The sequence below is a fragment of the Stutzerimonas stutzeri genome (genome assembly GCF_000590475.1).
Classification (GTDB): domain Bacteria; phylum Pseudomonadota; class Gammaproteobacteria; order Pseudomonadales; family Pseudomonadaceae; genus Stutzerimonas; species Stutzerimonas stutzeri_D.
In genome coordinates this window covers 3,534,996-3,560,221 of record NZ_CP007441.1, presented here as the reverse complement: position 1 = coordinate 3,560,221, position 25,226 = coordinate 3,534,996, and the positions used below count along the sequence as shown (strand labels likewise).

The window sequence follows — 25,226 nt, the reverse complement described above, 5'->3', positions numbered from 1 at the left end:
CCCTCGAGGCCCGCCCGAGCCGCTCTGATCCGGTTGAGGCATGGTTGAGGCATGGTTGAGGCATGGCTGCACTGTTGCGCTTAGGAAGGTCATGCGGGTGCTTGGCGTAGATCACATCATCGCCCTTGCATTTCCTCCACTACGGGGGCTGCGTTATCGAGTGGATGGCAGGCTCTAGGTTCTAGACGGCGGCAAAAAACCGTAAGCGTGTTTGCAATCGTTTATCGGGCAGCAGGGCAATTTCGGGTAGATGCTGAAACGCAGAGGCCGCGCTAGTGCGCGGCCTCTCTGATGCTCGTGACTTTCGGGTGGTTCACGAAACGCTCGTAAAATAATGGTTCCGCTTAGACGTTGAAGCGGAAGTGCATCACGTCGCCATCCTTGATGATGTACTCCTTGCCTTCCAGACGCCATTTGCCCGCTTCTTTAGCCCCGGCTTCGCCCTTGTACTGTATGAAGTCGTTGTAGGCGACCACTTCAGCGCGGATGAAGCCTTTCTCGAAGTCGGTGTGGATCACGCCTGCGCCTTGAGGGGCAGTAGCGCCAACTTTCACGGTCCAGGCGCGGACTTCCTTCACCCCGGCGGTGAAGTAGGTTTGCAGGTTGAGCAATTCGTAACCCGCACGGATCACCCGGTTCAGGCCCGGCTCATCGAGGCCGAGGGATTCGAGGAACATGTCCTTTTCTTCGCCATCGTCCAGTTCGGCGATTTCCGCTTCGATCTTGTTGCACACCGGGACCACGACAGCGCCTTCTTCGGCGGCGATAGCGTTCACTACGTCCAGGTGCGGGTTGTTCTCGAAGCCGTCCTCGGCGACGTTGGCGATGTACATGACCGGCTTGCTGGTCAGCAGATGGAAGCCCTTGGCCAGCTGAATCTCGTCGTCACCTAGCTTCTTCAGCAGGGTGCGTGCCGGCTTGCCTTCAGTGAAGTGGGGGATCAGCTTTTCCAGCAGCGCCTTCTGCGCCACGGCTTCCTTATCGCCGCCTTTGGCATTGCGCGTCACGCGCTGCAGCTGCTTTTCGCAGCTGTCGAGGTCGGCAAAGATCAGCTCGAGCTCGATGATTTCGATGTCGCGCTTGGGGTCGACCGAGTTGGAAACGTGAATGACGTTCTCGTCTTCGAAGCAACGCACCACGTGAGCGATGGCATCGGTCTCACGGATGTTGGCCAGGAACTTGTTACCCAGGCCTTCACCCTTGGAGGCGCCTTCAACCAGCCCCGCGATGTCGACGAACTCCATGGTGGTCGGCAGGATCTTCTCGGGCTTGACGATATCAGCCAGGGCCTGCAGGCGCGGATCGGGCATCGGGACGATGCCGCTGTTCGGCTCGATGGTGCAGAAAGGGAAGTTTTCCGCAGCGATACCGGATTTGGTCAGCGCGTTGAACAGGGTGGACTTGCCGACGTTGGGCAGGCCGACGATGCCGCAATTGAATCCCATGGTGTCTTGCCTCGGTATTGGCTGGAAGCTGATGCGCTACCGGCGTTGCCAAACTGCGTTAAACGGCTTCGTAATGCGCTGTAATGCAGACCTTCCACGCTGCCGTTGCCTTGTCTTGCTTTCCTGCGTCGAGTTCGATCAGGCCTTCTGGCTGTGCAGGCGCTGCATCGCTCGCGTCCAGTCGCCCGCCAGAATTTCGGGCAGTACGTCGAGCGTGAAATCGATGCTGGCGTCCAGCTTCTCGCGCTCGGCCTGAGGTGCTCGGCCCAGCACATAGCCGGTCACCAAGCTGCTGTGCCCGGGATGGCCGATGCCTAGACGCAGGCGATAAAAACTGTTCTGGTTGCCGAGCCTGGCGATGATGTCGCGAAGCCCGTTGTGCCCGCCATGGCCGCCGCCCTGTTTGAGCTTGGCAACGCCTGGAGGCATGTCGAGTTCATCATGGGCAACCAGGATGGACTCGGGGGGAATTCGGAAAAATCCGGCGAGTGCCGCCACCGCCTGACCGCTGCGGTTCATGAAGGTGGTGGGAATCAACAGGCGGATGTCTTCGTCCTGATGGCGAAACTTGCCGACCAGGCCAAAATATTTGCGATCGACGCTGAGATCGACGCCCTTGAGGGCAGCCAGACGCTCAACGAAAAGGGCCCCTGCGTTATGCCGGGTCTGGTCGTATTCAGGGCCTGGATTACCCAGGCCGACGATCAGTTTAACGGCAGTCACGACAGAGGCCCTTCCTCAGGTGATGACGAGTGGATTACTCGGCAGCGCCTTCTTCTTTCGGAGTGTCTTCCTTGCTCACGCGCGGCGCGTGAACGTTGGCAACTGGCAGGTCGCTGCCATGAGCCAGGGCGACCAACTCAACGCCTTTCGGCAGCTTGAGGTCGGTCATGTGCAGAACCTGACCGACTTCAACGTTGGCCATGTCGACTTCGATGAACTCCGGCAGATCCTGCGGCATGCAGGAAACTTCAACTTCGTTGATGTTGTGCAGGATTTCGCCACCTTGCTGCTTCACGCCAACCGAGGACTCCTGGTTGATGAAGTGCAACGGAACGGTAGCAGTCAGCTTGTGACCCGCAACAACGCGGACGAAGTCAGCGTGCAGAACGAAACCTTTGGCCGGATGACGCTGCAGCGCCTTGATCAGAACGGACTCGTTCTGGCCATCGACGTTCAGGGTCAGCACGTGGCTGAAAGAGGCTTCGGTTTCGAGCAGCTTAGTGACGTCTTTCAGCAGCAGGCTGATGGACTGCGGAGCTTTGTCGCCACCGTAGATCACGGCAGGAACGAGGTTGGCATTACGACGCAGGCGGCGGCTCGCACCTTTCCCCAGGTCGGAACGCACTTGGGCATTCAGAGTGAAATCAGTCATTGTGTTTCTCCAGGATAACAACGCACCCGAAGTGCTTGCGACCAGCACTACCGGGTGGTTGGGCAAAAAGCCCCGCACGGGGCGGGGCACATTTTCGTCTGCGCGAAGGGCTGAGCTTTTAAGGCTTAGCGGAACATCGCGCTGATCGATTCAGCATTGCTGATGCGGCGAACCGCCTCAGCGACCATTGGCGCGATGTCCAATTGGCGAATACGGGTACAGGCTTGCGCCGCTGCGGACAGCGGAATGGTATTGGTCACCACCAGTTCGTCGAGAACCGAGCCTTCGATGTTCTCGATGGCGCGACCGGACAGAATTGGATGAGTGCAATACGCGAAGACCTTGGCAGCACCATGATCTTTCAGAGCAGTAGCGGCGTGGCACAGAGTGCCGGCGGTATCGACCATGTCATCGACGAGGATGCAGGTACGGCCTTCGATATCACCGATGATGTGCATCACTTCGGACTGGTTAGCCTTTGGGCGGCGCTTGTCGATGATCGCCAGATCCACACCCAGCGACTTGGCGACGGCGCGAGCACGCACCACACCACCAATGTCAGGGGAAACGATCATCAGGTTCTCGAAGCGCTGAGCCTGGATGTCATCGACCAGGACCGGCGAGCCGTAGATGTTGTCCACGGGTAGGTCGAAAAAACCTTGGATCTGATCAGCATGCAGATCAACCGTAAGCACACGGTTGACGCCCACTACATCGAGCATGTCGGCCACGACCTTGGCGCTGATCGGCACACGTGCGGAACGCGGACGGCGGTCCTGACGGGCATAACCAAAGTAGGGAATGACGGCTGTAATGCGGGTAGCGGAGGACCGGCGGAAGGCATCTGCCATCACGACCAGTTCCATCAGGTTGTCATTGGTGGGGGCACAGGTCGGTTGAATCAGAAAGACGTCCTTACCACGAACGTTCTCATTGATTTCGACACTGATTTCGCCGTCGGAGAATTTACCGACGTAGGCGTCACCGAGAGGGATATGCAGCTGACGTACAACACGCCGGGCCAGGTCGGGGTTGGCGTTCCCCGTGAAGACCATCATCTTGGACACGCGCAGTACCTGCCTGAGGGTGGATCCGATGAAACAAAAAGCTGTTCAAAAGGCCAGGCGTTTTGAACAGCTCTCGTGATGTTTGGCAGGGGCGGCTGGATTCGAACCAACGCATGCCAGGATCAAAACCTGGTGCCTTACCGCTTGGCGACGCCCCTGTAGATGTAACCCTGAAAGTGATCGTCTGGCTGTAGCAACCTCGAAAGGTTATGGCAGGGGCGGCTGGATTCGAACCAACGCATGCCAGGATCAAAACCTGGTGCCTTACCGCTTGGCGACGCCCCTACAACGTACAACCTCTAATCACTCACTTCCTGCGTCAGCTGCGCAAGCCTTCGGTGCAGCATCGAAATGTTGCGGCCTTGTGCTACGAAAGCTGGTAAATCGGCTGGAAGTTGGCGGCAAACTCTATCAGCCTCGCCTTTGTTTGGGAAGCTCCCAAACACACAAGCTCCAGTGCCGGTCATCTTTGCTGGAACAAATTTGTTCAACAAGCTCAAAGCGTTACGAACCTCTGGGTAACGCCTTTCGACCACCGGCTGACAGTCGTTATGACCGCCCCCTGCAAGAAGGCTGCGAACTGTAATGGCCGGGGTATTGCGTGTCAACTCTGGGTCGGAAAATATTTCCGCTGTACTAACAGAGACTTGCGGGGCGATCACGAGGAACCAGGGTTCGCTCAATTCGACCGGTTGCAGGCGCTCGCCAACCCCTTCGGCGAAGGCCGCTCGGCCTCTGACGAAGACCGGCACATCGGCTCCAAGCGACAAGCCGATCTCGGCCAGGCGCTCTTCGCCGAGATGGGTTTGCCACAGATGATCGAGGCCAAGCAGCGTGGTCGCTGCATCGGAACTGCCGCCGCCGATTCCTCCGCCCATGGGCAGACGCTTGACCAATTCTATGTCGGCTCCCTGGCTGCATCCGCTCTGGGTCTGCAGCAGGCGAGCCGCACGCACGATCAGGTTGTCGTCATGCGCCACGCCCGGCAGTTCGGAGTGCAGGCGAATCTGGCCGTCCGCCCGCGGCGTGAAGCTCAGTTCGTCGCCGAAATCGAGAAACTGGAAGAGCGTCTGCAGCTCGTGATAGCCGTCGGCGCGACGGCCGAGTATGTGCAGCATCAGGTTGAGTTTGGCCGGTGCCGGCAAGGTCAGCCTGTGCATTCAATGACCGAGCCGGCGCGGCTGCCAGTCCTTGATCACGAGCGTAATCTGCAGGTCTCGACCGGCCAGTTTGATACGCGACGGCAGGCTGTAGCCGCTTTCCTCGCTGTAGCCGAGATACTGCACGTCCCAGTCGTCCTGTTGCAGACTGGCAAGGCGCCCATTGGCATCCAGCGCGACACGGCTGCGGCTGTCCGGGGAGGGGAGGCCGCGCACCCACCAGAGCAGATTCGACACCGGCAGCTGCCAGCCGAGCTGACTTTCCACCAGCGCTTCTGGCGACTCGGCTTCGAAGCGGCCCTGACCTGCAACTTCCAGCGCGACGGCGTCAGGGCGACCGGTCAGACGAGTGGCGCCGCGGCCCAGCGGACCGGACAGCCGGATGTCGAAATAATCCTGGCGCTGTAGCCAGAACAGCGTGCCGCTGCCCGAGTCCTGCGGCGCGCGAATGCCAATCTTGCCATTGATCTGCCAGCCGTCGATTTCGCTGATCTGCCCTTTGTGGGCCTTCCAGTCATCGGCACTGCCTGGACCTTCGACAGATTCCTGCGGGCCGAGACCGGCGCAGCCGGCGAGCAGCAGTACAAGAGTGGAAATCAGCAGGTTGCGCATCGACTTCATGTGTCAGAGGTTCTCCGAGCCGGTCAGGCGTTTGATGGTTTCGCGCAGCACCTGGCTGTCCGGTTGCTGCTTCAGCGCTTCGGCCCAGATCGCTCTGGCTTCTCGCTGCTCGCCGGACGCCCAGAGCACCTCGCCCAGGTGTGCGGCGACTTCATGGTCCGACATGCGCGTATACGCCTTGCGCAATTGGCTTTCGGCTTCGTCAAGATTGCCCAGCCGATAATTGACCCAGCCAAGGCTGTCTAGAATGGCGGCATCGTCCGGGTTGATGCGGTAGGCCTGCTCAATGAGGGCAAGGGCTTCATCGTATCGGTCGGTACGATCGGCGAGTGTATAGCCCAGCGCGTTGATGGCCATGGCATTGTCTGGTTCGCGCTCGATGATATAGCGCAGATCTCGCTCCAGCTGAGCCAGGTCGCCACGCTTCTCGGCGATCATGGCTCGGGTGTAGAGCAAGTTGAGGTCGTCGGGAAACTGCTCCAGCGCTTGCTCGGCCAGTTCCCAGGCCGCTTTGATCTGCTGTTGTCCCGAAAGCGCTTCGATCTCGATCAGGTATAGCTGGATCGCATAGTCAGGCTGCTCCTCCCGGGCGCTGGCCAACAGGCGTGACGCTTCCTGATTGCGGCCAAGGGCAAACAGCAGCTCCGCCTGCATGAGCTTCGCCGGCAAGTACTCGTTGCCGGGGCCGACCTTAGCGAACGCGTTCAACGCTTGCTCCCGGTTGTCCAGCTCGCGATAGGCACGGCCGAGATTGAAGTTGGCTGCGTCGAGGTGGCTGCCGCGCTCGATAAGCTCGTGCAGATAAACAATCGCCTCGCGCCACGCTTGCGCTTCGAGGCACACGAGGGCCATTGAAAAGCGCAGATCGTCGTCGGCGGGGTTTTGTTGGACCAAGGTGGCGAATTCGCCCATGGCGTCGTCAAGGCGGTCCTGCTCGACTAGCAAGCGTGCATAGGTCAGGCGCAGGCGCTTGTCTTCGGGGTGCTGACGAAGGCCTTTCTCCAGCAGCGGCAGTGCTTCCTTACCACGTTCAAGCATCTGCAGCAGTCGAGCCTGGAGCAGGATCGAGGGGATTTCCTGTTCCTTGGCCGGTTGCTCTTCGAGCAACGCGAGTGCTTCTTCAGGGCGGCCGTCCTGTTGCAGCAGTACGGCCTTGCCGAATTTCAGTTGGGGATTGTCAGGGTGTTTGGCCAATAGCTGGTCGAAGCTCTTGAGTAGGCCGGTGCGCGTATCCGGGTCGGTTTCGGCCGCTGACAGGGCAAGGAAATCGAAGTGCGTATCGCCTTGGCCCTGCAGCACTTTCTCCATGAATTGCAGCGATTCCTCGTAGCGCCCGGCGCGCGCCAGCTGCACCGCTGCGGCACGTTGGGCATCGAGATTGTCCGGTGCGTTGCTCGCCCAGATCATCGCCGTGTCCAGCGCCGCCTGATCGGCGCCGAGGTATTCGGCAATACGAAAACCGCGTTCGGCTACCCCGGGGTCCTGGGTCGCGTTAGCCTGCTGAACATAGTTGCCCAGGGCGATATCGAAGCGATTGCGCTGGCCAGCCAGCTCGGCCACCAACAATGCATAAAGTGTGTCGCTGCTGAATGAGCCATATTCGCTCGGGCTGGTTTCTGCTGCTTGCGGTGTGGCCTCCTCGATCGGCGGGCTGCTGTCGGGGGGGCTCTGCATGAAGCTTTGACAGCCACCGAGAAGCAGGACGGCGCTGATGGCGAGGAGTTTTTTCATAGGGAATATAGGCTGGTCTGCGGTCGCGGCATGATGACACAAGCCGTCAGGCAAGCACATGGGCTGGCTTGCCAGGCGAATCGGGCGGCTCGATCTGGTAGAGACAATGATGGGCAACGGTTGTTCTGAAGCAGGCGAAGTAGGAGAATCGCGCGCTCCGTTTTTCGAATCAGCGACCCTGCATGGCTTTCATCGCGCTTGGCATCAATCACAAGACCGCATCGGTGGATGTGCGCGAGCGTGTTGCGTTCACGCCCGAACAGATGGTTGAGGCGTTGCAGCAGCTGTGTCGTGTCACGCCAACACGCGAAGCGGCAATCCTGTCGACCTGCAATCGCAGCGAGCTATATCTTGAGCAGGACCAGATCGAAGCCGAGGCGGTACTGGCCTGGCTGGCCAATTACCATCGCTTGAGCCTTGATGATCTCAAGGCCTGCGCCTACGTCCATACCGACGATCAGGCGGTGCGGCACATGATGCGCGTCGCCTCAGGGCTGGATTCCATGGTGCTCGGTGAACCGCAGATTCTCGGGCAAATGAAGTCGGCCTACGCCGTTGCGCGCGAGGCCGGTAGCGTCGGCCCGCTGTTGGGGCGCCTGTTTCAGGCGACCTTCAGCACCGCCAAAACTGTGCGAACGGATACCGCCATCGGCGAAAACCCGGTCTCGGTGGCCTTTGCGGCGGTCAGTCTGGCCAAGCAGATCTTTGCCAATTTGCATCGCAGTCAGGCCTTGCTGATTGGCGCCGGCGAAACCATCACGTTGGTCGCTCGCCACCTGCACGAGCAGGGCGTCAAGCGCATCGTGGTTGCCAACCGCACGCTCGAACGCGCCAGTATTCTGGCCGAGCAGTTCGGTGCACACGCGATACTGCTTGCCGACATCCCGCATGAACTCCACAACAGCGACATCGTCATCAGCTCCACGGCCAGCCAGCTGCCGATCCTCGGCAAGGGTGCCGTGGAGCAGGCGCTGAAGAAGCGCAAGCACAAACCGATGTTCATGGTTGATATCGCCGTGCCCCGCGACATAGAGGCGCAGGTCGGTGAGCTGGACGATGTCTACCTTTATACCGTCGACGATTTGCATGAGGTGGTTGCAGAGAACCTGAAGAGCCGCCAGGGCGCCGCTCAGGCCGCGGAAGAACTGGTCGCAGCCGGTACCGACGACTTCATGGCGCGGCTGCGTGAGCTGGCCGCCGTGGATGTGCTCAAGGCCTACCGGCAGCATGCCGAACGCATTCGCGACGAAGAGATGTTCAAGGCCCAGCGGCTGCTGGCCAATGGCGGCACGCCCGAGGATGCGCTGGCTCAGCTGGCACGCGGGTTGACCAACAAGCTGCTGCACGTGCCCAGCGTCCAGCTTAAAAAACTTTCCGCCGAAGGGCGGGGGGAGGCACTGAGCATCGTTCAGGAACTCTTCGCCTTGCAGGACAGTACGGACAAATCATGAAAGCGTCGCTGCTCAACAAACTCGACATTCTGCAGGACCGCTTCGAAGAGCTTACGGCGTTGCTTGGCGACGCCGAAGTGATCAGCGATCAAACTCGCTTTCGCGCTTATTCGCGTGAGTACGCCGAGGTTGAGCCGGTCATTGCTACCTATCGCGACTACCGCAAGACCCGGGCCGATCTGGAGGGCGCCCAGGCGCTGCTCAAGGACAGCGATCCGGAGATGCGCGAAATGGCTGAGGAAGAAGTCGGCGACGCCCAGAACCGCCTCGAGGAGATCGAAGCCTGCCTGCAGCGCATGCTGCTGCCCAAGGATCCCAAAGACGGGCGAAACGTCTTTCTGGAGATTCGCGCCGGTACCGGCGGCGACGAGGCGGCGATATTTTCCGGCGACCTGTTCCGGATGTATTCGCGCTATGCCGAACGCCACGGCTGGCGCGTCGAGATCCTGTCCGAAAGCCCTGGGGAGCACGGCGGCTATAAAGAAGTCATCTCGCGCGTCGAAGGCGACAATGTATTCGCCAAACTCAAGTTCGAATCCGGCGCGCATCGTGTACAGCGTGTCCCGGAGACCGAGTCCCAGGGGCGCATTCATACCTCTGCCTGTACCGTTGCGGTACTGCCGGAACCGGACGAGCAAATCGCCATCGAGATCAATCCGGCCGATCTGCGTGTCGACACCTACCGGGCCTCCGGCGCCGGTGGTCAGCACATTAACAAGACCGATTCGGCGGTACGCATTACGCACTTGCCCAGCGGCATCGTCGTGGAGTGTCAAGAAGAGCGCTCGCAGCACAAGAACCGCGCCCGCGCCATCGCGTGGCTGGCGGCCAAGCTGCAGGACGTGCAGGACAGTGCCGCGCATAAGGAAATTTCCGATACGCGCAAGCTGCTGGTCGGCTCGGGCGATCGCTCCGAACGTATCCGTACCTACAACTTTCCGCAGGGGCGGGTGACCGATCACCGCATCAATCTGACGCTGTATTCGCTCAACGAAGTGATTGGCGGCGCAGTCGAGCAGGTGATCGAGCCATTGCTGCAGGAGTACCAGGCGGACCAGCTAGCGGCGTTGGGTGATTGATCGCAACCTGTTGGGGGCCGTGCAAAGCGCCGTTCGCCTCGCCACTGACGATACTGACCTAATCCCGGCATGCCGCATCGGCCAACCGGCTCCTACGGAAGCGCCTTCATGGCCACCATCGAATCACTGCTGCGTGCTGCTGTTCTGCCGGACTCACCGTCCGCCAAGCTTGATGCCGAATGGCTGCTGGCCGCGGCGCTGGGCAAACCCGCCAGCTATCTGCGTACCTGGCCCGAACGAGAAGTGCCGGCCGAGTGCGAAGCGCGTTTCGCCGCTGATCTCGCGCGTCGTCGTCGCGGTGAGCCGGTGGCTTACATACTGGGTTATCAGGGCTTTTGGAGCCTTGAGTTCGAGGTCGCTCCCCATACCTTGATCCCCAGGCCGGACACCGAACTGCTGGTCGAAACCGCGTTGCAGTTATTGCCGCCGATCCCGGCCGACATACTGGATCTGGGCACCGGCACTGGCGCGATCGCCTTGGCACTGGCTCATGAGCGGCCGGCCTGGCAGGTGACCGGGGTCGATCGCGTCGCCGAGACAGTAGAGCTGGCGGCGCGCAATGCCCAGCGGTTGCGCCTCGACAACGCCGTGTTTTGCGAAAGCCGGTGGTTTTCCGCACTCGATGGGCAGCGTTTTTTTTCGCTCATTGTCAGTAATCCGCCCTATATCCCAGCGCATGACCCACATCTTCAGGAGGGGGATGTGCGCTTCGAACCAAGCAGTGCACTGATGGCCGGAGATGACGGTCTGGACGATATTCGTCAGATCATCGCGAGCGCCCCTAGCCATCTGCTCGACCAGGGTTGGCTGCTGTTGGAACACGGCTACGATCAGGCGCCCGCGGTCCGCGCGTTGCTTGTTGAGCGCGGATTCATCGAGGTTCAGAGCCGCAGGGATTTCGGTGGGCACGAGCGTATCAGCCTCGGCCGCCGACCATGACTATCATCGAGGAGAGCGACATGCTGAGCGATGACGAACTGCTGCGCTACAGCCGGCAGATCTTGCTGAAACAGGTCGACATCGATGGCCAACTTAAGCTCAAGCAGAGTCGAGTACTGATCGTCGGGCTGGGTGGGCTGGGTTCGCCCGTGGCGCTTTATCTGGCTGCCGCCGGCATCGGAGAACTGCATTTGGCGGACTTCGACAGTGTCGATCTGACAAACCTGCAACGGCAGATCGCTCACGACACTCCGTCGGTTGGCATGCATAAGGTGGACTCGGTCATGGCGCGACTGTCAGCGCTTAATCCCTTGGCGACGCTGGTGCCGCATCGTGCGGCGTTGGATGTCGACACCCTTGGGGCTGCGGTGGCGGCAGTCGATCTGGTGCTTGATTGCACCGACAACTTCGCCGTGCGGGAAGCAGTCAATGCGGCCTGCGTCACGGCGAAGAAGCCCTTGGTGAGCGGCGCTGCGATCCGTCTCGAGGGGCAGCTCTCGGTGTTCGATCCGCGGGTCTCGACCAGCCCCTGCTACCACTGCCTCTACGGCCACGGCAGTGAAGCCGAGCTGACCTGTAGCGAGGCGGGCGTACTGGGGCCAGTCGTCGGCATGGTGGGAAGTCTGCAGGCTCTCGAAGCGCTGAAGCTGCTTGCTGGCTTCGGTGAGCCTCTGGTGGGCCGGCTGTTGCTGGTGGACGCGCTGTCCAGTCGCTTCCGCGAGCTTAAGGTCAAGCGTGACCCAGCCTGTGAAGTTTGCGGTAACGGCCATGGCTGACAACGCGCCCATCGGCGTCTTCGACTCGGGGGTCGGCGGCCTGTCTGTGCTGCGAGAGATTCGGGCGCGCCTGCCCAAGGAGTCGTTGCTCTATCTGGCCGACAGCGGTCATGTACCTTATGGCGAAAAAAGCCCGGAGTTCATTCGCGAGCGTTGTCGGTCTATAGCAGCCTTCTTGCTAGAGCAGGGCGCCAAAGCGCTGGTGTTGGCTTGTAACACGGCCACTGCGGCAGGCGTCGCCGAACTCCGCCAGCTTTACCCGGATGTACCTCTGCTGGGCATGGAGCCTGCGGTCAAGCCGGCCGCGCAGGCCACACGTAGCGGCGTTGTCGGGGTGCTGGCCACTACCGGCACATTGAAAAGCGCCAAATTTGCAGCATTGCTGGACCGCTTTGCCAGTGATGTGCGCGTCATTACCCAACCCTGTCCCGGTCTGGTCGAGCGCATTGAAGCCGGCGAGCTCGATGCCGAGGCGACACGGTCATTGCTACAGGGGTTCGTCCAGCCCTTGATCGAGCAGGGGTGCGACACATTGATTCTGGGTTGCACCCACTATCCGTTCATCAAGCCGCTGCTGATCGAGCTGCTTCCGTCGACGGTGACCCTGGTAGATACCGGGGCAGCGGTGGCGAGACATCTGGAAGCGATACTCACGGTGCGTGACCAGCTGGGTGCTGGCGACGCGGCGGTGCGTTTCTGGAGTAGCGGTGACCCCCGCCGATTGGCCAGTGTACTGCCGGTACTTTGGGGGGAGCACGGGGCGGTTGCGTACTATCCTGATTAGGAACTCCCCGCTGCGGCTGCTTTCTGTATTTGGGTTAATACTCGAAAAACTACACGCGATGCCAACTTTTCGATAAGGAAATTCCGAATGAAGAAACTGATCTCCCTCGCTGCGGTTGCGGCTGTTTCGTTGGGTCAGGTGGCTGCCTCCCATGCGTTGGATTTGACCGCTGCCGTGGGTCAAACCGGTGAGTCGACCATGACCTACCGTCTTGGTGCGCAGTTCGACTTCAACCGCAGCTGGTTCCAGACGAGCGTCGGTCGGCTCACAGGCTATTGGGATGCTGGGTACACCTACTGGGAGGGTGACGAAACTGCCAGCAACCATAGCCTGTCGCTGGCGCCGGTCTTCGTCTATGAGTTCGCGGGCGACTCGGTGAAGCCGTATCTGGAGGCGGGCGTGGGCATCGCGGCCTTCGAAAACACCGAGGTCGAGAAGAACGACCTGGGTTCGTCGTTCCAGTTCGAGGATCGCTTTGGCGCGGGGTTGCGCTTTGCAGGTGGCCACGAAATTGGCCTGCGGGCTATCCACTATTCCAACGCTGGGCTCAAGAACCCCAACGATGGCATTGAGAGCTACGCCCTACACTATCGGGCGTCATTCTAAAGAGTCGATTGAGAGACGCGACTGACGGCGCGGTGTTGCCGTCAGCGCTCTTCCATATAGGCCGTTGTAGTGCCCCTGCGTTCTTCCAGGCAATCTTCCGAACCCAGTTCGAACTCCCGGCAGATCAACGGACGTTGGGCATAGATGGTGCAGCGCATGCTGTCCCGATCGAGTGCCGCACACCAGCCGTCATCCAGGCGGCGCATGACCTGCCCACCCCAATCGTCCTCATCGATGAAGCGTTCGGGAACGCCGGTGTCAGTCAACAGCAGCACTTCGAGTCGGCAGCAGCAGGCGGCGCAGGTCGAGCAACTGATGCTGTCGTCTGGCAACTGGCGGTGGGGGATGGCGTAGGTCATCGCGGCAGTCTACGCGCCTTGCTCCAGGTTGGCTCCAGATAGCAACTTATCACCAGGAAAGAATGCCAGCACGTGCTGGCGGATGCGACGTCAGCTGTTTTCTTCGAGCTGCTTGTTCTTCCAGCCTTCTCCGCCGGGAAGCACCAAGTTGAGGATCAGGGCGATGATCGCGCACAGCGAGATACCGGACAGGCTGAATTCTCCGTATCCGAAGGCCATGCCGCCGATTCCGAACACCAGCGTGACCGACACGATGATGAGATTGCGTGCTTCGGCGAGATCAACCTGGTGACGGATCAAGGTGCTTAGCCCGACTACGGCAATCGAGCCGAACAGAAGGCAGAGAATGCCGCCCATAACCGGCACCGGAATGCTCAACAGTCCCGCGCCGAACTTGCCGATGAACGCCAGCACGATCGCAAAGATCGCTGCCCAGGTCATGACCTTCGGGTTGTAGTTCTTGGTCAGCATGACCGCGCCGGTGACTTCCGCATAAGTGGTGTTGGGCGGTCCGCCGAAAAGGCCGGCAGCCGAGGTTGCCAAGCCGTCGCCGAGCAGGGTGCGATGCAGGCCCGGCTGCTTGATGAAGTTCTTGCCAGTGACCCCGCCGATTGCCACGACGCCGCCGATATGCTCGATTGCCGGCGCCAGCGCGACCGGTACCATGAACAGGATCGCACCCCAGTGAAACTCGGGCGTTACGAAGTTCGGAACCGCCAGCCAGGGCGCCGAGGCGATACCGGCAGTGTCCACCACGCCAAAGGCGAACGACAGGCCATAACCCACCGCGACGCCTGCCAGGATGGGCACCAGCCGGAACAGTCCTTTGCCGAGCACGGCCACCAGTAGCGTGGTCAGCAGGGCAGGCATTGAGATCATCATCGCTGTTTCATATGGCACCAGCTGGGCGCTACCGTCGCCGGCTTTGCCCATGGCCATGTTCACTGCCACTGGCGACAGGGCGAGGCCGATGGAAATGATCACAGGGGCGATTACAACCGGTGGCAGCAACCGATCGATGAATCCGGGACCTTTAAGGCGAACCGCAAAGCCGAGAATCATGTAAACCACGCCCGCAGCGACCACGCCACCCAGTACCGCGGGCAGACCGAAGTCGCCTTTGGCGGCAATGATCGGCGCGATGAAGGCAAAGCTCGACGCCAGGAATACCGGTACCTGGCGTTTGGTGACCAGCTGGAACAAGAGAGTGCCGATGCCTGCGGTGAACAGGGCGACGTTGGGGTCCATCCCGGTGATCAGGGGCATCAGTACCAGGGCGCCGAACGCTACGAACAACATCTGCGCGCCGGCCAGCACCTGGCGTCCGAGCGATTCTTCCATCGGTTGCGACATCTCAGATGTCCTTCTGCTTGGTGCCGAAGATCTTGTCTCCCGCATCGCCCAGGCCGGGCATGATGTAGCCGTTTTCGTCCAGGCGATCGTCAATCGAGGCGGTATAAATGATGACGTCGGGATGGGCATCCTCAACGGCCTTGATGCCCTCCGGAGCTGCGACGAGCACCAGTGCGCGGATCTCCTTGCAGCCTGCCTTTTTGAGCATATCGATGGCGGCGACCATCGATCCGCCAGTTGCCAGCATCGGATCTATGATCATTGCCAGGCGCTGATCAAGATCGTCTACCAGGCGTTCCAGATAGGTATGGGCCTGCAAGGTTTCCTCATTGCGCGCAATGCCTACCGCGCTGACCTTCGCGCCGGGAATCAGGCTGAGCACACCGTCGAGCATGCCGATGCCGGCGCGCAGAATGGGTACTACCGTAATTTTCTTGCCGGAAATTTTTTCGACCTGGACCGGGCCACACCAACCATCGATGCTGTAGTTTTCCAGCGGCAGATCGCGAGTCGCTTCGTACGTGAGGATCGAGCCGACCTCCTGCGCCAGTTCTCGGAAGTTCTTGGTGCTGATATCTGCGCGGCGCATCAGCCCAAGTTTGTGGCGAATAAGCGGATGGCGAATCTCTCGAATGGTCATGGGTGGCTCCGGCGGTCGTATAAACCGGCGTAGATTAATGCATCGAAGTGTTAGCGGCTATTAATGAGTCAAGCGGGACTTGCCCTGTCCATGGCGGCATCGGTATCGTCGCGCCCTTTATTTTGTTGGGCGGCCAACCGAGCTGCTTCCATCCTCTAACTGTCTTGGAGCATCGCGATGTCCGTCGATCTTGCACATGTACGCCAGATCATGGCTGAAGCCGACTGCCTGCATACCGAAGCCGAAGTTGAAGCGGCAATCGATGCGGTGGCCGCAACGATTAATAACGAACTGGCTGACCGCAATCCGGTTGTGTTCTGCGTCATGAACGGCGGATTGATCTTCTCCGGCAAGCTGGTTCCCAAATTGAACTTCCCATTGGAACTCTCCTATCTCCACGCTACGCGGTATCGCAACGAAACGAGTGGCGGGGATCTGTTCTGGAAGGCCAAGCCGGAAATTTCATTCATCGACCGCGATGTCTTGATCATCGATGACATTCTCGATGAAGGGCATACGCTCGGCGCGATCATCGACTTCTGTCGGCATGCCGGTGCCGCTGCCGTGCATACGGCCGTACTGGTTGACAAGGAGCACCAACGCAAGGCCCGGCCGGACCTGAAAGCCGACTATGTCGGGCTTACCTGTGTCGATCGCTACGTGTTCGGTTACGGCATGGATTACAAGGGTTATTGGCGCAACGCCCCTGGTATCTTCGCCGTTAAAGGCATGTAGGGCAGTATCACCGATAGGTATTCCTGAGGGGCCGAGCGTCGTTCGGCCCTGAACACGATGGCCGGCAAACGGCTATCGCACCACAACGCCCCCTTGCTTCGGGGGATGTGCCTCCCTGCGCGGTTCCGGCACTTATTCCCCTCTTTCCTTTGGTTGTCGGGCTGTGGTTTGCAGCTCTCAGCTGATGCTCGGCTCCAGCCGCTCCTTTTGACTGTTTCGTTTCGCCTCAACGCTGCGCCTCGGTAACGCTCCGGTGCTTTACGAGGTGTATCTCGTCGTCGTGCTTGGTAAGGCCGGGAATCGTGCGTGGCGTGTGGAGGCGGGGGGCCAGCGGGCGATTCGGCACGGTTCCGCTGATTTTTCCGTTATTGGCGTCGCAACTGCTCTATTTCGAGGGTTGCGCCAATTTCGCTTGCGACTAAGCTCTCGGATAGCTTCGCTGCGAGTGGCGTTTCCAAATAGCGCGAGACACCGTTGCAAGCCAATAGCGGGAAGGCTATTCATACTTAAGGATTACAAAACAAATCAAACCTTAGTGCGCTTAACCCTATTCTGCGGTGTGGTTAGGGTGAGCGTACTTCGAACCAACCAGGAGCGCCTCATGACAAAAACAACAAGGCAAGGAATCTTCCAGCCCAAAACCCTGGCCCTCGCGGTCGCGTTGGGCATCGCATCGCCGGCTTACGCTGTTACTTTCAATGTTGGGGAAATCGAGGGTCAATTTGACTCGTCCATGTCTATTGGAGCCAGTTGGTCGACGACTGATCGCGATATGGATCTGGTAGGCCTTGCTAATGGCGGCACCGGTTATACCCAAACGGGTGACGATGGCCGTCTGAACTTCAAAAAAGGCGAGACCTTTTCCAAGATATTTAAAGGCATTCACGATCTCGAACTGCGCTACGGTGACAGCGGTGCCTTCATCCGTGGTAAATACTGGTACGACTTCGAACTGAAAGATGAAGATCGTTTGTTCAAGGACATCAGCGACAGCAACCGCAAGGAGGCTGCGCAATCCTCCGGCGCACAGATTCTCGACGCCTTCCTGTACCACAATTATTACTTGGGCGATCTACCGGGCACTGTTCGACTCGGCAAGCAGGTGGTCAGCTGGGGCGAAAGTACCTTCATCGGCAACTCTATTAACTCGATCAACCCGCTCGATGCGGCAGCGTTTCGTCGGCCAGGTGCTGAGATCAAGGAAGGTCTGATTCCGGTCAATATGCTCTACGTATCCCAGAGCTTGAGTGATCGGCTCAGCATGGAGGCCTTCTACCAACTGGAATGGGACCAGACCATCATTGATAACTGCGGAACGTTTTTCGCAAGCAACGACGTAGCGGCCGATGGCTGCGATGATAACTACACGGTGCTTTCAGCCGAACAGCGTGATGGCATTCTCGGAGCTGGCGCTACGATCGACCAGTTAAATGCGCTCATTGGTGCGGACTATTACGCTGGTTTGGATGATCTGGGCATTATCGTCGGGCCTGAAGGCGTTACTGTTCCTCGCGGTGGCGATCGGGATGCTCGTGATTCTGGCCAGTATGGCTTGGCCTTCCGCTGGCTGGCTGACGCGGCCGAATACGGTCTTTACTTCATGAACTATCACAGCCGTACGCCGACAGTAGGGTATAAAAACGCATCGGCCTCCGAGATTGGTGCGCTTCTTGGTCTGCTCGGTGCAGATTCGCCTGCAACCGGACTGCCGCCGGGTGCCGCGTTCGATGCATTGGCTTCCCCCGCGCTATTGAGCAATGGCGAATACTTTCTAGAATATCCAGAAGATATCCGCCTGTATGGTGCAAGCTTCGCTTCGACCCTGCCTACCGGTACTGCTTGGTCGGGTGAAATCAGCTACCGCCCTAACCTGCCGGTTGCGCTTAACTCCACCTACACCACGGGCTTACTTGCAACCGGTATCGGTGCCTCAATCGGCGCAGGTGACATAGCAGGGGCGATTGGTCAGGCAGGTGTCGAGCATCGGGGTTATAACCGTAAGGAAGTCACTCAGATTCAGACAACCTTTACGCATTTCTTCGATCAGGTGTTCGGAGCTGGACGTGTCACTGTCGTGGGTGAGATTGGTTACGCGCATGTAGGTGGCCTCGAAAGCAAAAGCGAGCTTCGCTATGGCCGAGACTCTATCTACGGCCTTGATACGCCGGAATACGGTAATGATGGCTTCGTTACCGCCAACTCTTGGGGCTACCGCTTGCGTGCTCTGGCCAACTACAGCAACGTGTTTGCCGGAGTGAACCTGACGCCTAACCTGTCCTTCGCACATGACGTCGATGGCTACGGACCGAACGGTTTGTTCAATGAAGGTTCCAAGGCTGTCAGTGTCGGCGTCGATGCCGAATACCAGAACACTTACACGGCCAGCTTGTCATACACCGATTTCTTTGGCGGTGACTACAACACCCTGGTTGATCGTGACTTCCTCGCGCTCAGCGTTGGCGTGAACTTTTAAGGAGGCCGCTTCATTTAACGTGTGTGGAGCCCTGCTCAGGTGCTCCGCTACGGGACTCGCGTTATGCAAGGCCTCCGGCCAAACCAAGATCAAGAGGAACTGGAATCGTATGAAAACAACAAGAAAACTATTCAGTGTCTTGGCCCTTTCGCTGCTCGCCAGCAGCGTGATGGCCGCCGTATCTCCAGAGGAAGCCGCAAAACTTGGCAACTCGCTGACGCCGCTGGGCGCTGAGAAGGCGGGTAACGCTGATGGCAGCATCCCCGAGTGGACTGGCGGACTCGCCACCGATGCGGCATCGCTCAGTGACGGCCATGTCACAAATCCCTTCAAGGATGAACAGCCCGAGTTTGTCATCACCGCGCAGAACGCCGACCAGTACAAGGACAAGCTGACTGCCGGTCAGCAGGCGATGTTCAAGCGTTATCCGGAAACCTACAAAATGCGCGTATTTCCGACCCATCGCAGCGCTGCTGTGCCGGATCGGATCTACGAGGCCGCTAAGAAAAGCGCATTGAATACCGAACTGGTCGGTGGCGGTAATGGCGTCGACAATTTCGCCGACAGCCGTTACTACGCATTCCCGATTCCGAAGAACGGTCTGGAAGTCGTCTGGAACCACATCACCCGTTATCGCGGCGGCAACGTCCGTCGCAACATCGTGCAGGCTACGCCGCAGACCAATGGCAGCTACACCCTGGTGCACTTCGAAGACGAAGTGGCGTTCCCAAGCGACATGACAGACTTGGATCCGGAACGCGCCAAGAATGCGTTGCTGTTCTTCAAGCAGCGGGTAACGGCTCCATCGCGCCTCGCGGGTAACGTGCTGCTGGTGCACGATTCGCTGGACCAGGTAAAAGATCCGCGCCAGGCGTGGATTTACAACGCCGGTCAGCGCCGTGTGCGCCGTGCTCCGCAGGTCGCCTATGACGGCCCAGGTACCGCCGCCGACGGGATGCGGACTACCGATAACTTCGACATGTTCAGCGGTGCCCCGGACCGTTACGACTGGAAACTGATCGGCAAGAGAGAGCTGTACATTCCTTACAACAGCTTCGACATCAACTCCAGTGACGTGAAATACAGCGATATCCTCAAAGCCGGTCACGTCAACCAGGATCTGGCCCGTTACGAGCTGCACCGTGTATGGGAAATCGAAGCCAACCTCAAGGATGGTGAGCGTAACATTTACGCTAAGCGCCGTTTCTTCGTGGACGAGGATACCTGGCAGATCGCGGAGTCCGAGCTTTACGACGGTCGCGGGCAGCTTTGGCGCGTCGGTGAGGCGCACCTTCTGCAGTACTACCAGCACAAGGTTCCGGCGTATGCCTTCGAGGCGCTCTACGATGTGATCTCCGGTCGCTACATTGCGATTGGCATGAGCAACGAAGAAAAAGCGCATGAGTTCGGCTATAAGGCTTCGGCCCGGGATTTCACGCCCGCCGCGCTGCGAAATGCCGGGGTGCGCTGATCACATAGCATCCAACTGATGAATAAGGCGGCCAGTTGGCCGCCTTTTTTTTTCTCCAGAGGCGGAGGATGATACTTTTTAGCCATTAGTAGAGCCGGATATCGGGCCGAGCAGGCTGAGCGTTTGCGCGAGTCGACAAAAGAGATGTAATCGTGCAGGTTGTGACCGCATAAGCGCACCGATACGGTTCAAGTTAGCCTGGTCCCGGAGCAGGACCTGTTGGCCGCGCTCATCGCGTTCCTCAATGGACTGATACGAATAAGAGAAACCTCGCTATGTCCGTACGCTTCAACCCTGGTGCACTCAGCACAGAAGCCGCCGCGCAGGTTCAAGTTGCGACCATCCCACGTCTTCCTCCTTTACACATTCCCAGGCCGAGGCTGACCGAGGCGCTGCTCGAGGCCCGTTGTCGCCTGCGTTTGATATGTGCGCCGGCCGGTTTCGGTAAAAGCGTGCTGATGAATGAGTGTGCTCGGTTGGTGCCCGCTGATACCCATCTTGTCTGGCTCGATCTCGGTGGCCGACCGTGCTCTGCCCAAGCACTTTATTCACAGCTCAGTCGCGTACTGAATAGCTCGACCGTAGCGAGCGGGGACGTGCAGCAGGATCTCGTCAATCTGTTGCATGATTTTCGGCATCCGCTGTGGATCATGCTGGATGATTATCCGCGAGAGACGGCTGCAGAGTTCGATGCCTGCCTCGACCTGCTTCTCGAAAGAGGTCCAGAGTCGGTCAGTTGGTGGGTAAGCAGCCGCCGGCAACCTGCATGGAAGTTGCCAAGATTATTGCTTCAAGGCGACCTGCTCGAGGTGGAGGCTGAGGCTTTGGCGCTGACTGCCGGTGAACTCAGGCAATTACTCAAAGCACACCGGCTGGACCTGGCGGACGACACGTTCAAACAGCTGTTGGCAGGTAGCGAGGGCTGGCTCGCCGGCATCAGTCTGCTGTTATTGAATGCCAATGAACAGGCGGTGCGTGAACGGCTGGTAGCGGGCACGCCTTTGCTGCGTGACTACGTGCAGCGAGAGGTGCTTGAGGGGCAGAGCGAAGACGTCCGCCGCGCACTGTTCGCGTTGGCGCGCATGCCACGTTTTTCACCGCAGCTATGCGAGCATGTGCTCGATGGCATCGGTAGTGACCTCCTCGATGTGCTGAAAACGTTCCAGTTGTTCATTCGCCAAATCGACAATTGCGGCGAATGGTTCCGCCTGTGGCGACCGCTAACCTTGATGTTGCAGCGGATGCCCGAAGCGATATCGCCAACGCAGACCCATCTGCGCGCCTGTCAATGGTTTGCCAACCGCGGCGAGATGCGCGAGGCGGTGGAGCATGCATTGTGGGCGGGGCAGCCGGAAGTCGCAGCCAACTTTCTGCAGCGCTACGGGCAGGAACAATTGCTCATCGGCGATAACGTCTCGCATTTTATGAAGTGGCGCAGCGAATTGCCGCAGGACCTGTTCAACAGCACGACTCGGTTGATCGTGCTGCACGGCTGGGCATTGATCATCTCCGCCCGCCTTGACGAGGCGGATGATTGCCTGGCCGATCTGGCGAAGTTCTTTCCCCAACCCGACGCTCGGCGCCAGGCGCAGCTGCTCGCTCAATGGCAAGCCTTGCGCGGCTTTCTTGCCCGCTTGCGTGGCGAGCCCGAGGCCCGGAATTATTGTCTCCAAGCGCTGGAAGTCTTGTCTGATCATGCATGGGCGCAGCGAGTGCTGTGTTATCAGGCACTGTCCCAGCAGGCGATGGCCGAGAGTCAGCTCGAGCTGGCGCAGCAGTACAACAGTGAAGGCATGAAACTGGCACGGCTCAAGGGCAGCGTGCTTTACGAGGCGATGCTGAACGTCGATCGAATCCAGCTGCTGGAGCTCACCGGTGAGTTCGAACGGGCCGTCGGGGTTCTTGAAGAGTCACTGATGGTGCTGCGCGACAGTGTCAGGCATAGCCCGATAATCGGCCGGTTAAAACTGCTGCAGGGGCATCTGCTCGCTTATCAGGGGCTCGATGAACTGGCCCGCGAGGCGTATCAGCAGGGACGAATCGAGACGGAGACCTGCGGTGATTCCTATGTGTTCTTCGGCTATGCCGGCCTCGCGGAACTTGCTGCTCGCAATCAGGAATTTCCGACGGCGTATCACTGGTTGCGTGAAGCTGAGCGGTTAACCCAGTGGCGACATGTGCCAGAGGCACGTTTCCGCGGCATTTTGCCGTTGATAACCGGTCTGACCTGGTTGCATCAGGGGCAACTGAAAAAAGCCAGGGCCGTATTCATACAGGTAATGGAGCTGTACGGACGGCACACATATCTCGCACCTTCCGGATTCTATGAGTTGCTACCACGAGTTCAGCGATACCTGGCTGTAATCGATATGCTTTCGGGGCGCTTTTCGTTGGCCATCGACACGTTGCAGGAATTAATCGAGCAGAATATTCGCGCTCAGCGCCTGGGGTTGGCCTGTGAATGCCGATTCACACTTGCGGAAGCGTTGCAACTGGATGGTCGACAAGACGAAGCGGAGCTGGAGTTGCGCAAGGCGCTTGGTGAAGCCGCGAGGCAGCATTTGATCAAGCCGATGTATGAATTGCAACATCGTCAGCCGCAGTGGCTCGCCCGAATATTGCCTGCCGGCAAGGGCGAAAGTCTGCGCGATCGCCTGCAGCAATTCGAGCGAGAGCCCGAAGACGCATTGGCTGCGGGTGACGAGGTGATCCTGAGCAATCGCGAACTCACGGTGTTGAGGCTTATCGCCCAGGGTTGCTCGAATCAGGAAATTGCCGAGCAGCTCTTTATTTCACTGCATACAGTCAAAACACATGCTCGGCGCATCAATACCAAGTTGGGTGTCGCCAGGCGTACTCAGGCAGTGGCTCGGGCCAAGGCACTGGCCTGGCTCTGAGCCGCTCTACCGATCAGCGAACGGATGGATCGCCGCTGCGAGGCTGCGCAAGGTGCAGAGCACATTGCGCAGGCGGCGTGGAGACCATCGTATTTCTTGATGCTATCGGAAGGGTGACGCTGAGGTTGCAGTAGCCTGCAGGCAATCAGGCTGACAGTTACTCTTACTGAACGGCAGAATGCGAATGTTTGGTTAGTCGATAAGTGCTGACTTGTTCGCCGCGTTCGATTGCGAGGCTGAACTGCAAACTGGTGATCAATCGCTCAAGCTGCTGCTGGTCCCTCCACTGACTGGAGCTGATAAAGCGTTTGACCGCAACACCTGCTGCGTCGGTCAGCGTCAGCAGGATGCTGCCGTCAGGTTTCTCGATGCTGAAATTGACGTTGTAAGCTGGCTGGAATACATCGCTGATTTTCTTGAAAGGACTGTCCATCGCCGGTTACCTGATTGGATGACTGCACCCAGTGGACCGAGTATGGATTAACTAGTTTCGCCCGCTGGGCATGTTCCCTGCGGCAAAACGAAGCAGGGCGCCGCCGGGTGGCACAGAGCTGCGACCCCTCTCCTCAAGACTCGTCGGTCGACGTTGGCAGCTCGGCCAAGGCTTCGGGGTTGTTCTTGAAGGCTTTGGCAAACAGATCCCGATGCTTGGCCATGAATATGCCGATATCGTCAGCCTGCTGTTCACTCAGCGACGGTGCAGCCTTATGCAGTGCTGCGGCTAAGGCTTCGGCCAATTCAAGCATCTTATCGTGACGGTCTGCTTCGGCTTTATCCATGAACAAACGCTCCAAGTCCCGGCTGCTGCGGTACACCACTTCGACGGCCATCTACCACCTCGGCTCAATTGAATGAATACTGGTTGTTTGTACAGCATAAGCTGCCGGGCGCAGAATGGAAAGCAATCATGTGTCAGATGGCCATCTCAATTGGCGAAGCTGCCTTGCAGTCGTTCGGCTCGAAACTCAAGCGTACTGCTGCGGTAACCCGCACGTAAGGGTGGTATAGGGGCGCAGGTTTCCCAGCGCTGTTGGGGTTGAAGATCACCAGGGCCTCGGTATCGCGGCGCATCGTAGTCTGATGTCACCAGATTCAAACTGGAGCCAGGCGAATAGGCGGCAACTTCCCAGCGAAGGTTTTGTAATGCGCTCGGGCTGTGATTATCAAGGGTGATGCGCAGAGGCTGCGCGGGCGGACAGGCGGCGGGGTCGTAGGCCAGTCGCAATTCGAGCTGAGCGAGCAGGTGCTCTCTGTGTTGCTCTTGCCAGACCACCCACGCGGCAACCAGACCCAGACCGAGAAGCGCGCCCAGTGAAATCGGAACCGCTCGAAGGGGATAGCGAACCAGCAATATTAGCCAGGTGGCGATCAGCAGGGCGCCGATCAGCATGGTGGATGGCCGCTCGAATGGGTAGGCATCGATACCTCGACTTGTCGGTGAACTGCTCGAACATCCTAACGCTGGCTCAGGCGAGTGGCGAATCCCAACCGCGATACAGCTGCCGTGCGTGCACTTGGCTGGTCAGTCATCCGTGACAGGGCGAGCGTGGCTGGCGAGCCGTTCGAGCGCGGCCTTGAGTTTAGGGTCCGTGATAACGCGCGCGGTTTCTTGGATGTTGTCCGCTGCGCGGGCAGACAGCTCAGGTGCTGGTCCGGGTTTGTGCCGCGGCGTCTCGGGAGGCTGGACCTTGAACAGGATCTTGCTCAGGTCTTTAAATTCGTCCATGCCCTGCAGCTGTCGCTGCAAGCGTCGTTGTTGGTAGCGCAGACGCGTCGCCCAATGGCCATCCGTGACGATGAGCAGCAAGGTCCCTTCACGCCATGAGGCCACACGGCAATATTCTCGAGCCGCAGGCTGCAGTTGACTTTCGACCAGATGCTGTAGCCGATCGAGTCGTCGTGCCTCGCCGAACAGGGCTTTTAGCGGTTTTGCCTCGCGCAACAGCGAAGCGGGTGCTTTGGCTGGCAGTGGGCGCAACGACATAGCAGTGACCCGGGCTGAGAATGAGCGGTCATGTTAGCAGAAGCCTAGAGCGGTCCTGAGCTCGCGATGGCCGTCGTTTGGCTGGGGGGCAACGGAGCAGCGGCCGGTCGTGTGCGGTTGTGCTGATCGATACTGGCAGATGGCCCGTGTCAGCTCCGCGTGTGACCGCTGGGTCGTCAGGTTTTCGATGCCACTGGCTGCCATAGCTGCGCAGCAGGCACCTTTCCTCCCCGGCGTTTCCGAGTAGAATGCCCCCTTTGCACGCAGCCGTAGTGGCCCT

Annotated in this window: 24 protein-coding genes and 2 tRNA genes; 10 read left to right on the top strand and 16 right to left on the bottom strand. The window is 59.2% G+C overall.

Annotation, left to right across the window (positions count from 1 at the left end):
- Positions 1-344: 344 nt before the first annotated feature.
- The 9 genes from ychF to CH92_RS16110 all read right to left on the bottom strand — a co-directional run bounded on the left by ychF (position 345) and on the right by CH92_RS16110 (position 7,399).
- Positions 345-1,445: a redox-regulated ATPase YchF gene (gene ychF / locus CH92_RS16150; protein ID WP_025242808.1), complete on the bottom strand. Its 1,101-nt coding sequence runs from the start codon at positions 1,443-1,445 to the stop codon at positions 345-347.
- 138 nt (positions 1,446-1,583) lie between these two features.
- Complete coding sequence (pth, locus tag CH92_RS16145; protein WP_025242807.1) at positions 1,584-2,168, bottom strand: aminoacyl-tRNA hydrolase; 585 nt, start codon at positions 2,166-2,168, stop codon at positions 1,584-1,586.
- A 34-nt stretch (positions 2,169-2,202) separates the two neighbouring features.
- A complete protein-coding gene (locus CH92_RS16140) occupies positions 2,203-2,820 on the bottom strand; it encodes a 50S ribosomal protein L25/general stress protein Ctc (RefSeq protein ID WP_025242806.1) in 618 nt (205 codons plus the stop codon).
- 125 nt (positions 2,821-2,945) lie between these two features.
- Complete coding sequence (locus tag CH92_RS16135; protein WP_025242805.1) at positions 2,946-3,887, bottom strand: ribose-phosphate pyrophosphokinase; 942 nt, start codon at positions 3,885-3,887, stop codon at positions 2,946-2,948.
- Between the two features lie 83 nt (positions 3,888-3,970).
- Positions 3,971-4,045, bottom strand: a tRNA-Gln gene (locus CH92_RS16130).
- A 52-nt stretch (positions 4,046-4,097) separates the two neighbouring features.
- Positions 4,098-4,172: transfer RNA gene (locus CH92_RS16125), tRNA-Gln, on the bottom strand.
- A 14-nt stretch (positions 4,173-4,186) separates the two neighbouring features.
- Positions 4,187-5,047, bottom strand: a complete 861-nt coding sequence (ispE, locus tag CH92_RS16120) for a 4-(cytidine 5'-diphospho)-2-C-methyl-D-erythritol kinase (protein ID WP_025242804.1) — start codon at positions 5,045-5,047, stop codon at positions 4,187-4,189.
- Positions 5,048-5,668, bottom strand: a complete 621-nt coding sequence (gene lolB / locus CH92_RS16115; RefSeq protein ID WP_025242803.1) for a lipoprotein insertase outer membrane protein LolB — start codon at positions 5,666-5,668, stop codon at positions 5,048-5,050.
- A 3-nt stretch (positions 5,669-5,671) separates the two neighbouring features.
- A complete protein-coding gene (locus CH92_RS16110; protein WP_025242802.1) occupies positions 5,672-7,399 on the bottom strand; it encodes a tetratricopeptide repeat protein in 1,728 nt (575 codons plus the stop codon).
- A 182-nt stretch (positions 7,400-7,581) separates the two neighbouring features.
- On the opposite strand from CH92_RS16110, the gene hemA reads away from it, so the two are divergent.
- From hemA to CH92_RS16080, 6 genes are all read left to right on the top strand, one after another.
- Positions 7,582-8,850 (top strand): glutamyl-tRNA reductase, encoded by a 1,269-nt coding sequence (gene hemA / locus CH92_RS16105; RefSeq protein ID WP_025242801.1) that lies wholly within the window; start codon positions 7,582-7,584, stop codon positions 8,848-8,850.
- Positions 8,847-9,929, top strand: a complete 1,083-nt coding sequence (gene prfA / locus CH92_RS16100) for a peptide chain release factor 1 (RefSeq protein ID WP_025242800.1) — start codon at positions 8,847-8,849, stop codon at positions 9,927-9,929. The genes hemA and prfA overlap by 4 nt, the downstream gene beginning before the upstream one ends.
- 108 nt (positions 9,930-10,037) lie before the next feature.
- Entirely contained in the window at positions 10,038-10,868 is an 831-nt protein-coding gene (prmC, locus tag CH92_RS16095; protein WP_025242799.1) for a peptide chain release factor N(5)-glutamine methyltransferase, read from the top strand.
- Between the two features lie 20 nt (positions 10,869-10,888).
- A complete protein-coding gene (locus CH92_RS16090) occupies positions 10,889-11,644 on the top strand; it encodes a molybdopterin-synthase adenylyltransferase MoeB (protein WP_025242798.1) in 756 nt (251 codons plus the stop codon).
- Positions 11,637-12,428, top strand: a complete 792-nt coding sequence (murI, locus tag CH92_RS16085) for a glutamate racemase (protein ID WP_025242797.1) — start codon at positions 11,637-11,639, stop codon at positions 12,426-12,428. The genes CH92_RS16090 and murI overlap by 8 nt, the downstream gene beginning before the upstream one ends.
- Positions 12,429-12,515: 87 nt before the next feature.
- The gene (locus CH92_RS16080) at positions 12,516-13,034 is read left to right on the top strand and encodes an acyloxyacyl hydrolase (protein WP_025242796.1); all 519 of its coding nucleotides are present in this window, start codon (positions 12,516-12,518) and stop codon (positions 13,032-13,034) included.
- A 41-nt stretch (positions 13,035-13,075) separates the two neighbouring features.
- On the opposite strand, the gene CH92_RS16075 is transcribed toward CH92_RS16080, so the two are convergent.
- The 3 genes from CH92_RS16075 to upp form a co-directional block, all read right to left on the bottom strand.
- Complete coding sequence (locus tag CH92_RS16075) at positions 13,076-13,393, bottom strand: YkgJ family cysteine cluster protein (protein WP_025242795.1); 318 nt, start codon at positions 13,391-13,393, stop codon at positions 13,076-13,078.
- Positions 13,394-13,483: 90 nt separating this feature from the next.
- The gene (locus tag CH92_RS16070; RefSeq protein WP_025242794.1) at positions 13,484-14,746 is read right to left on the bottom strand and encodes a uracil-xanthine permease family protein; all 1,263 of its coding nucleotides are present in this window, start codon (positions 14,744-14,746) and stop codon (positions 13,484-13,486) included.
- Position 14,747: 1 nt separating this feature from the next.
- Positions 14,748-15,386, bottom strand: coding sequence for a uracil phosphoribosyltransferase (gene upp / locus CH92_RS16065; protein WP_025242793.1), 639 nt, complete (start codon positions 15,384-15,386; stop codon positions 14,748-14,750).
- 177 nt (positions 15,387-15,563) lie between these two features.
- Here upp and CH92_RS16060 point away from each other — a divergent pair, with 177 nt between their 5' ends.
- From CH92_RS16060 to CH92_RS16045, 4 genes are all read left to right on the top strand, one after another.
- Complete coding sequence (locus tag CH92_RS16060; protein WP_025242792.1) at positions 15,564-16,121, top strand: hypoxanthine-guanine phosphoribosyltransferase; 558 nt, start codon at positions 15,564-15,566, stop codon at positions 16,119-16,121.
- Between the two features lie 601 nt (positions 16,122-16,722).
- Complete coding sequence (locus CH92_RS16055) at positions 16,723-18,594, top strand: DUF1302 domain-containing protein (protein ID WP_025242791.1); 1,872 nt, start codon at positions 16,723-16,725, stop codon at positions 18,592-18,594.
- A gap of 109 nt (positions 18,595-18,703) precedes the next feature.
- A complete protein-coding gene (locus CH92_RS16050; protein ID WP_025242790.1) occupies positions 18,704-20,065 on the top strand; it encodes a DUF1329 domain-containing protein in 1,362 nt (453 codons plus the stop codon).
- Positions 20,066-20,340: 275 nt separating this feature from the next.
- Positions 20,341-22,962: a LuxR C-terminal-related transcriptional regulator gene (locus tag CH92_RS16045; RefSeq protein ID WP_025242789.1), complete on the top strand. Its 2,622-nt coding sequence runs from the start codon at positions 20,341-20,343 to the stop codon at positions 22,960-22,962.
- A gap of 163 nt (positions 22,963-23,125) precedes the next feature.
- Here the strand turns inward: CH92_RS16045 and CH92_RS16040 are convergent, their stop codons facing one another.
- From CH92_RS16040 to CH92_RS16025, 4 genes are all read right to left on the bottom strand, one after another.
- Positions 23,126-23,395 carry a DUF3509 domain-containing protein gene (locus tag CH92_RS16040; RefSeq protein WP_025242788.1) on the bottom strand — a complete coding sequence of 90 codons (270 nt, stop codon included), beginning with the start codon at positions 23,393-23,395 and terminating at the stop codon, positions 23,126-23,128.
- Positions 23,396-23,528: 133 nt separating this feature from the next.
- On the bottom strand, positions 23,529-23,792 hold the full coding sequence (locus CH92_RS16035) for a YebG family protein (RefSeq protein WP_025242787.1): 264 nt from the start codon (positions 23,790-23,792) through the stop codon (positions 23,529-23,531).
- A 95-nt stretch (positions 23,793-23,887) separates the two neighbouring features.
- The gene (locus CH92_RS16030) at positions 23,888-24,352 is read right to left on the bottom strand and encodes a hypothetical protein (RefSeq protein WP_025242786.1); all 465 of its coding nucleotides are present in this window, start codon (positions 24,350-24,352) and stop codon (positions 23,888-23,890) included.
- A gap of 132 nt (positions 24,353-24,484) precedes the next feature.
- The gene (locus tag CH92_RS16025) at positions 24,485-24,946 is read right to left on the bottom strand and encodes a DUF721 domain-containing protein (protein ID WP_025242785.1); all 462 of its coding nucleotides are present in this window, start codon (positions 24,944-24,946) and stop codon (positions 24,485-24,487) included.
- Positions 24,947-25,226: the final 280 nt, after the last annotated feature.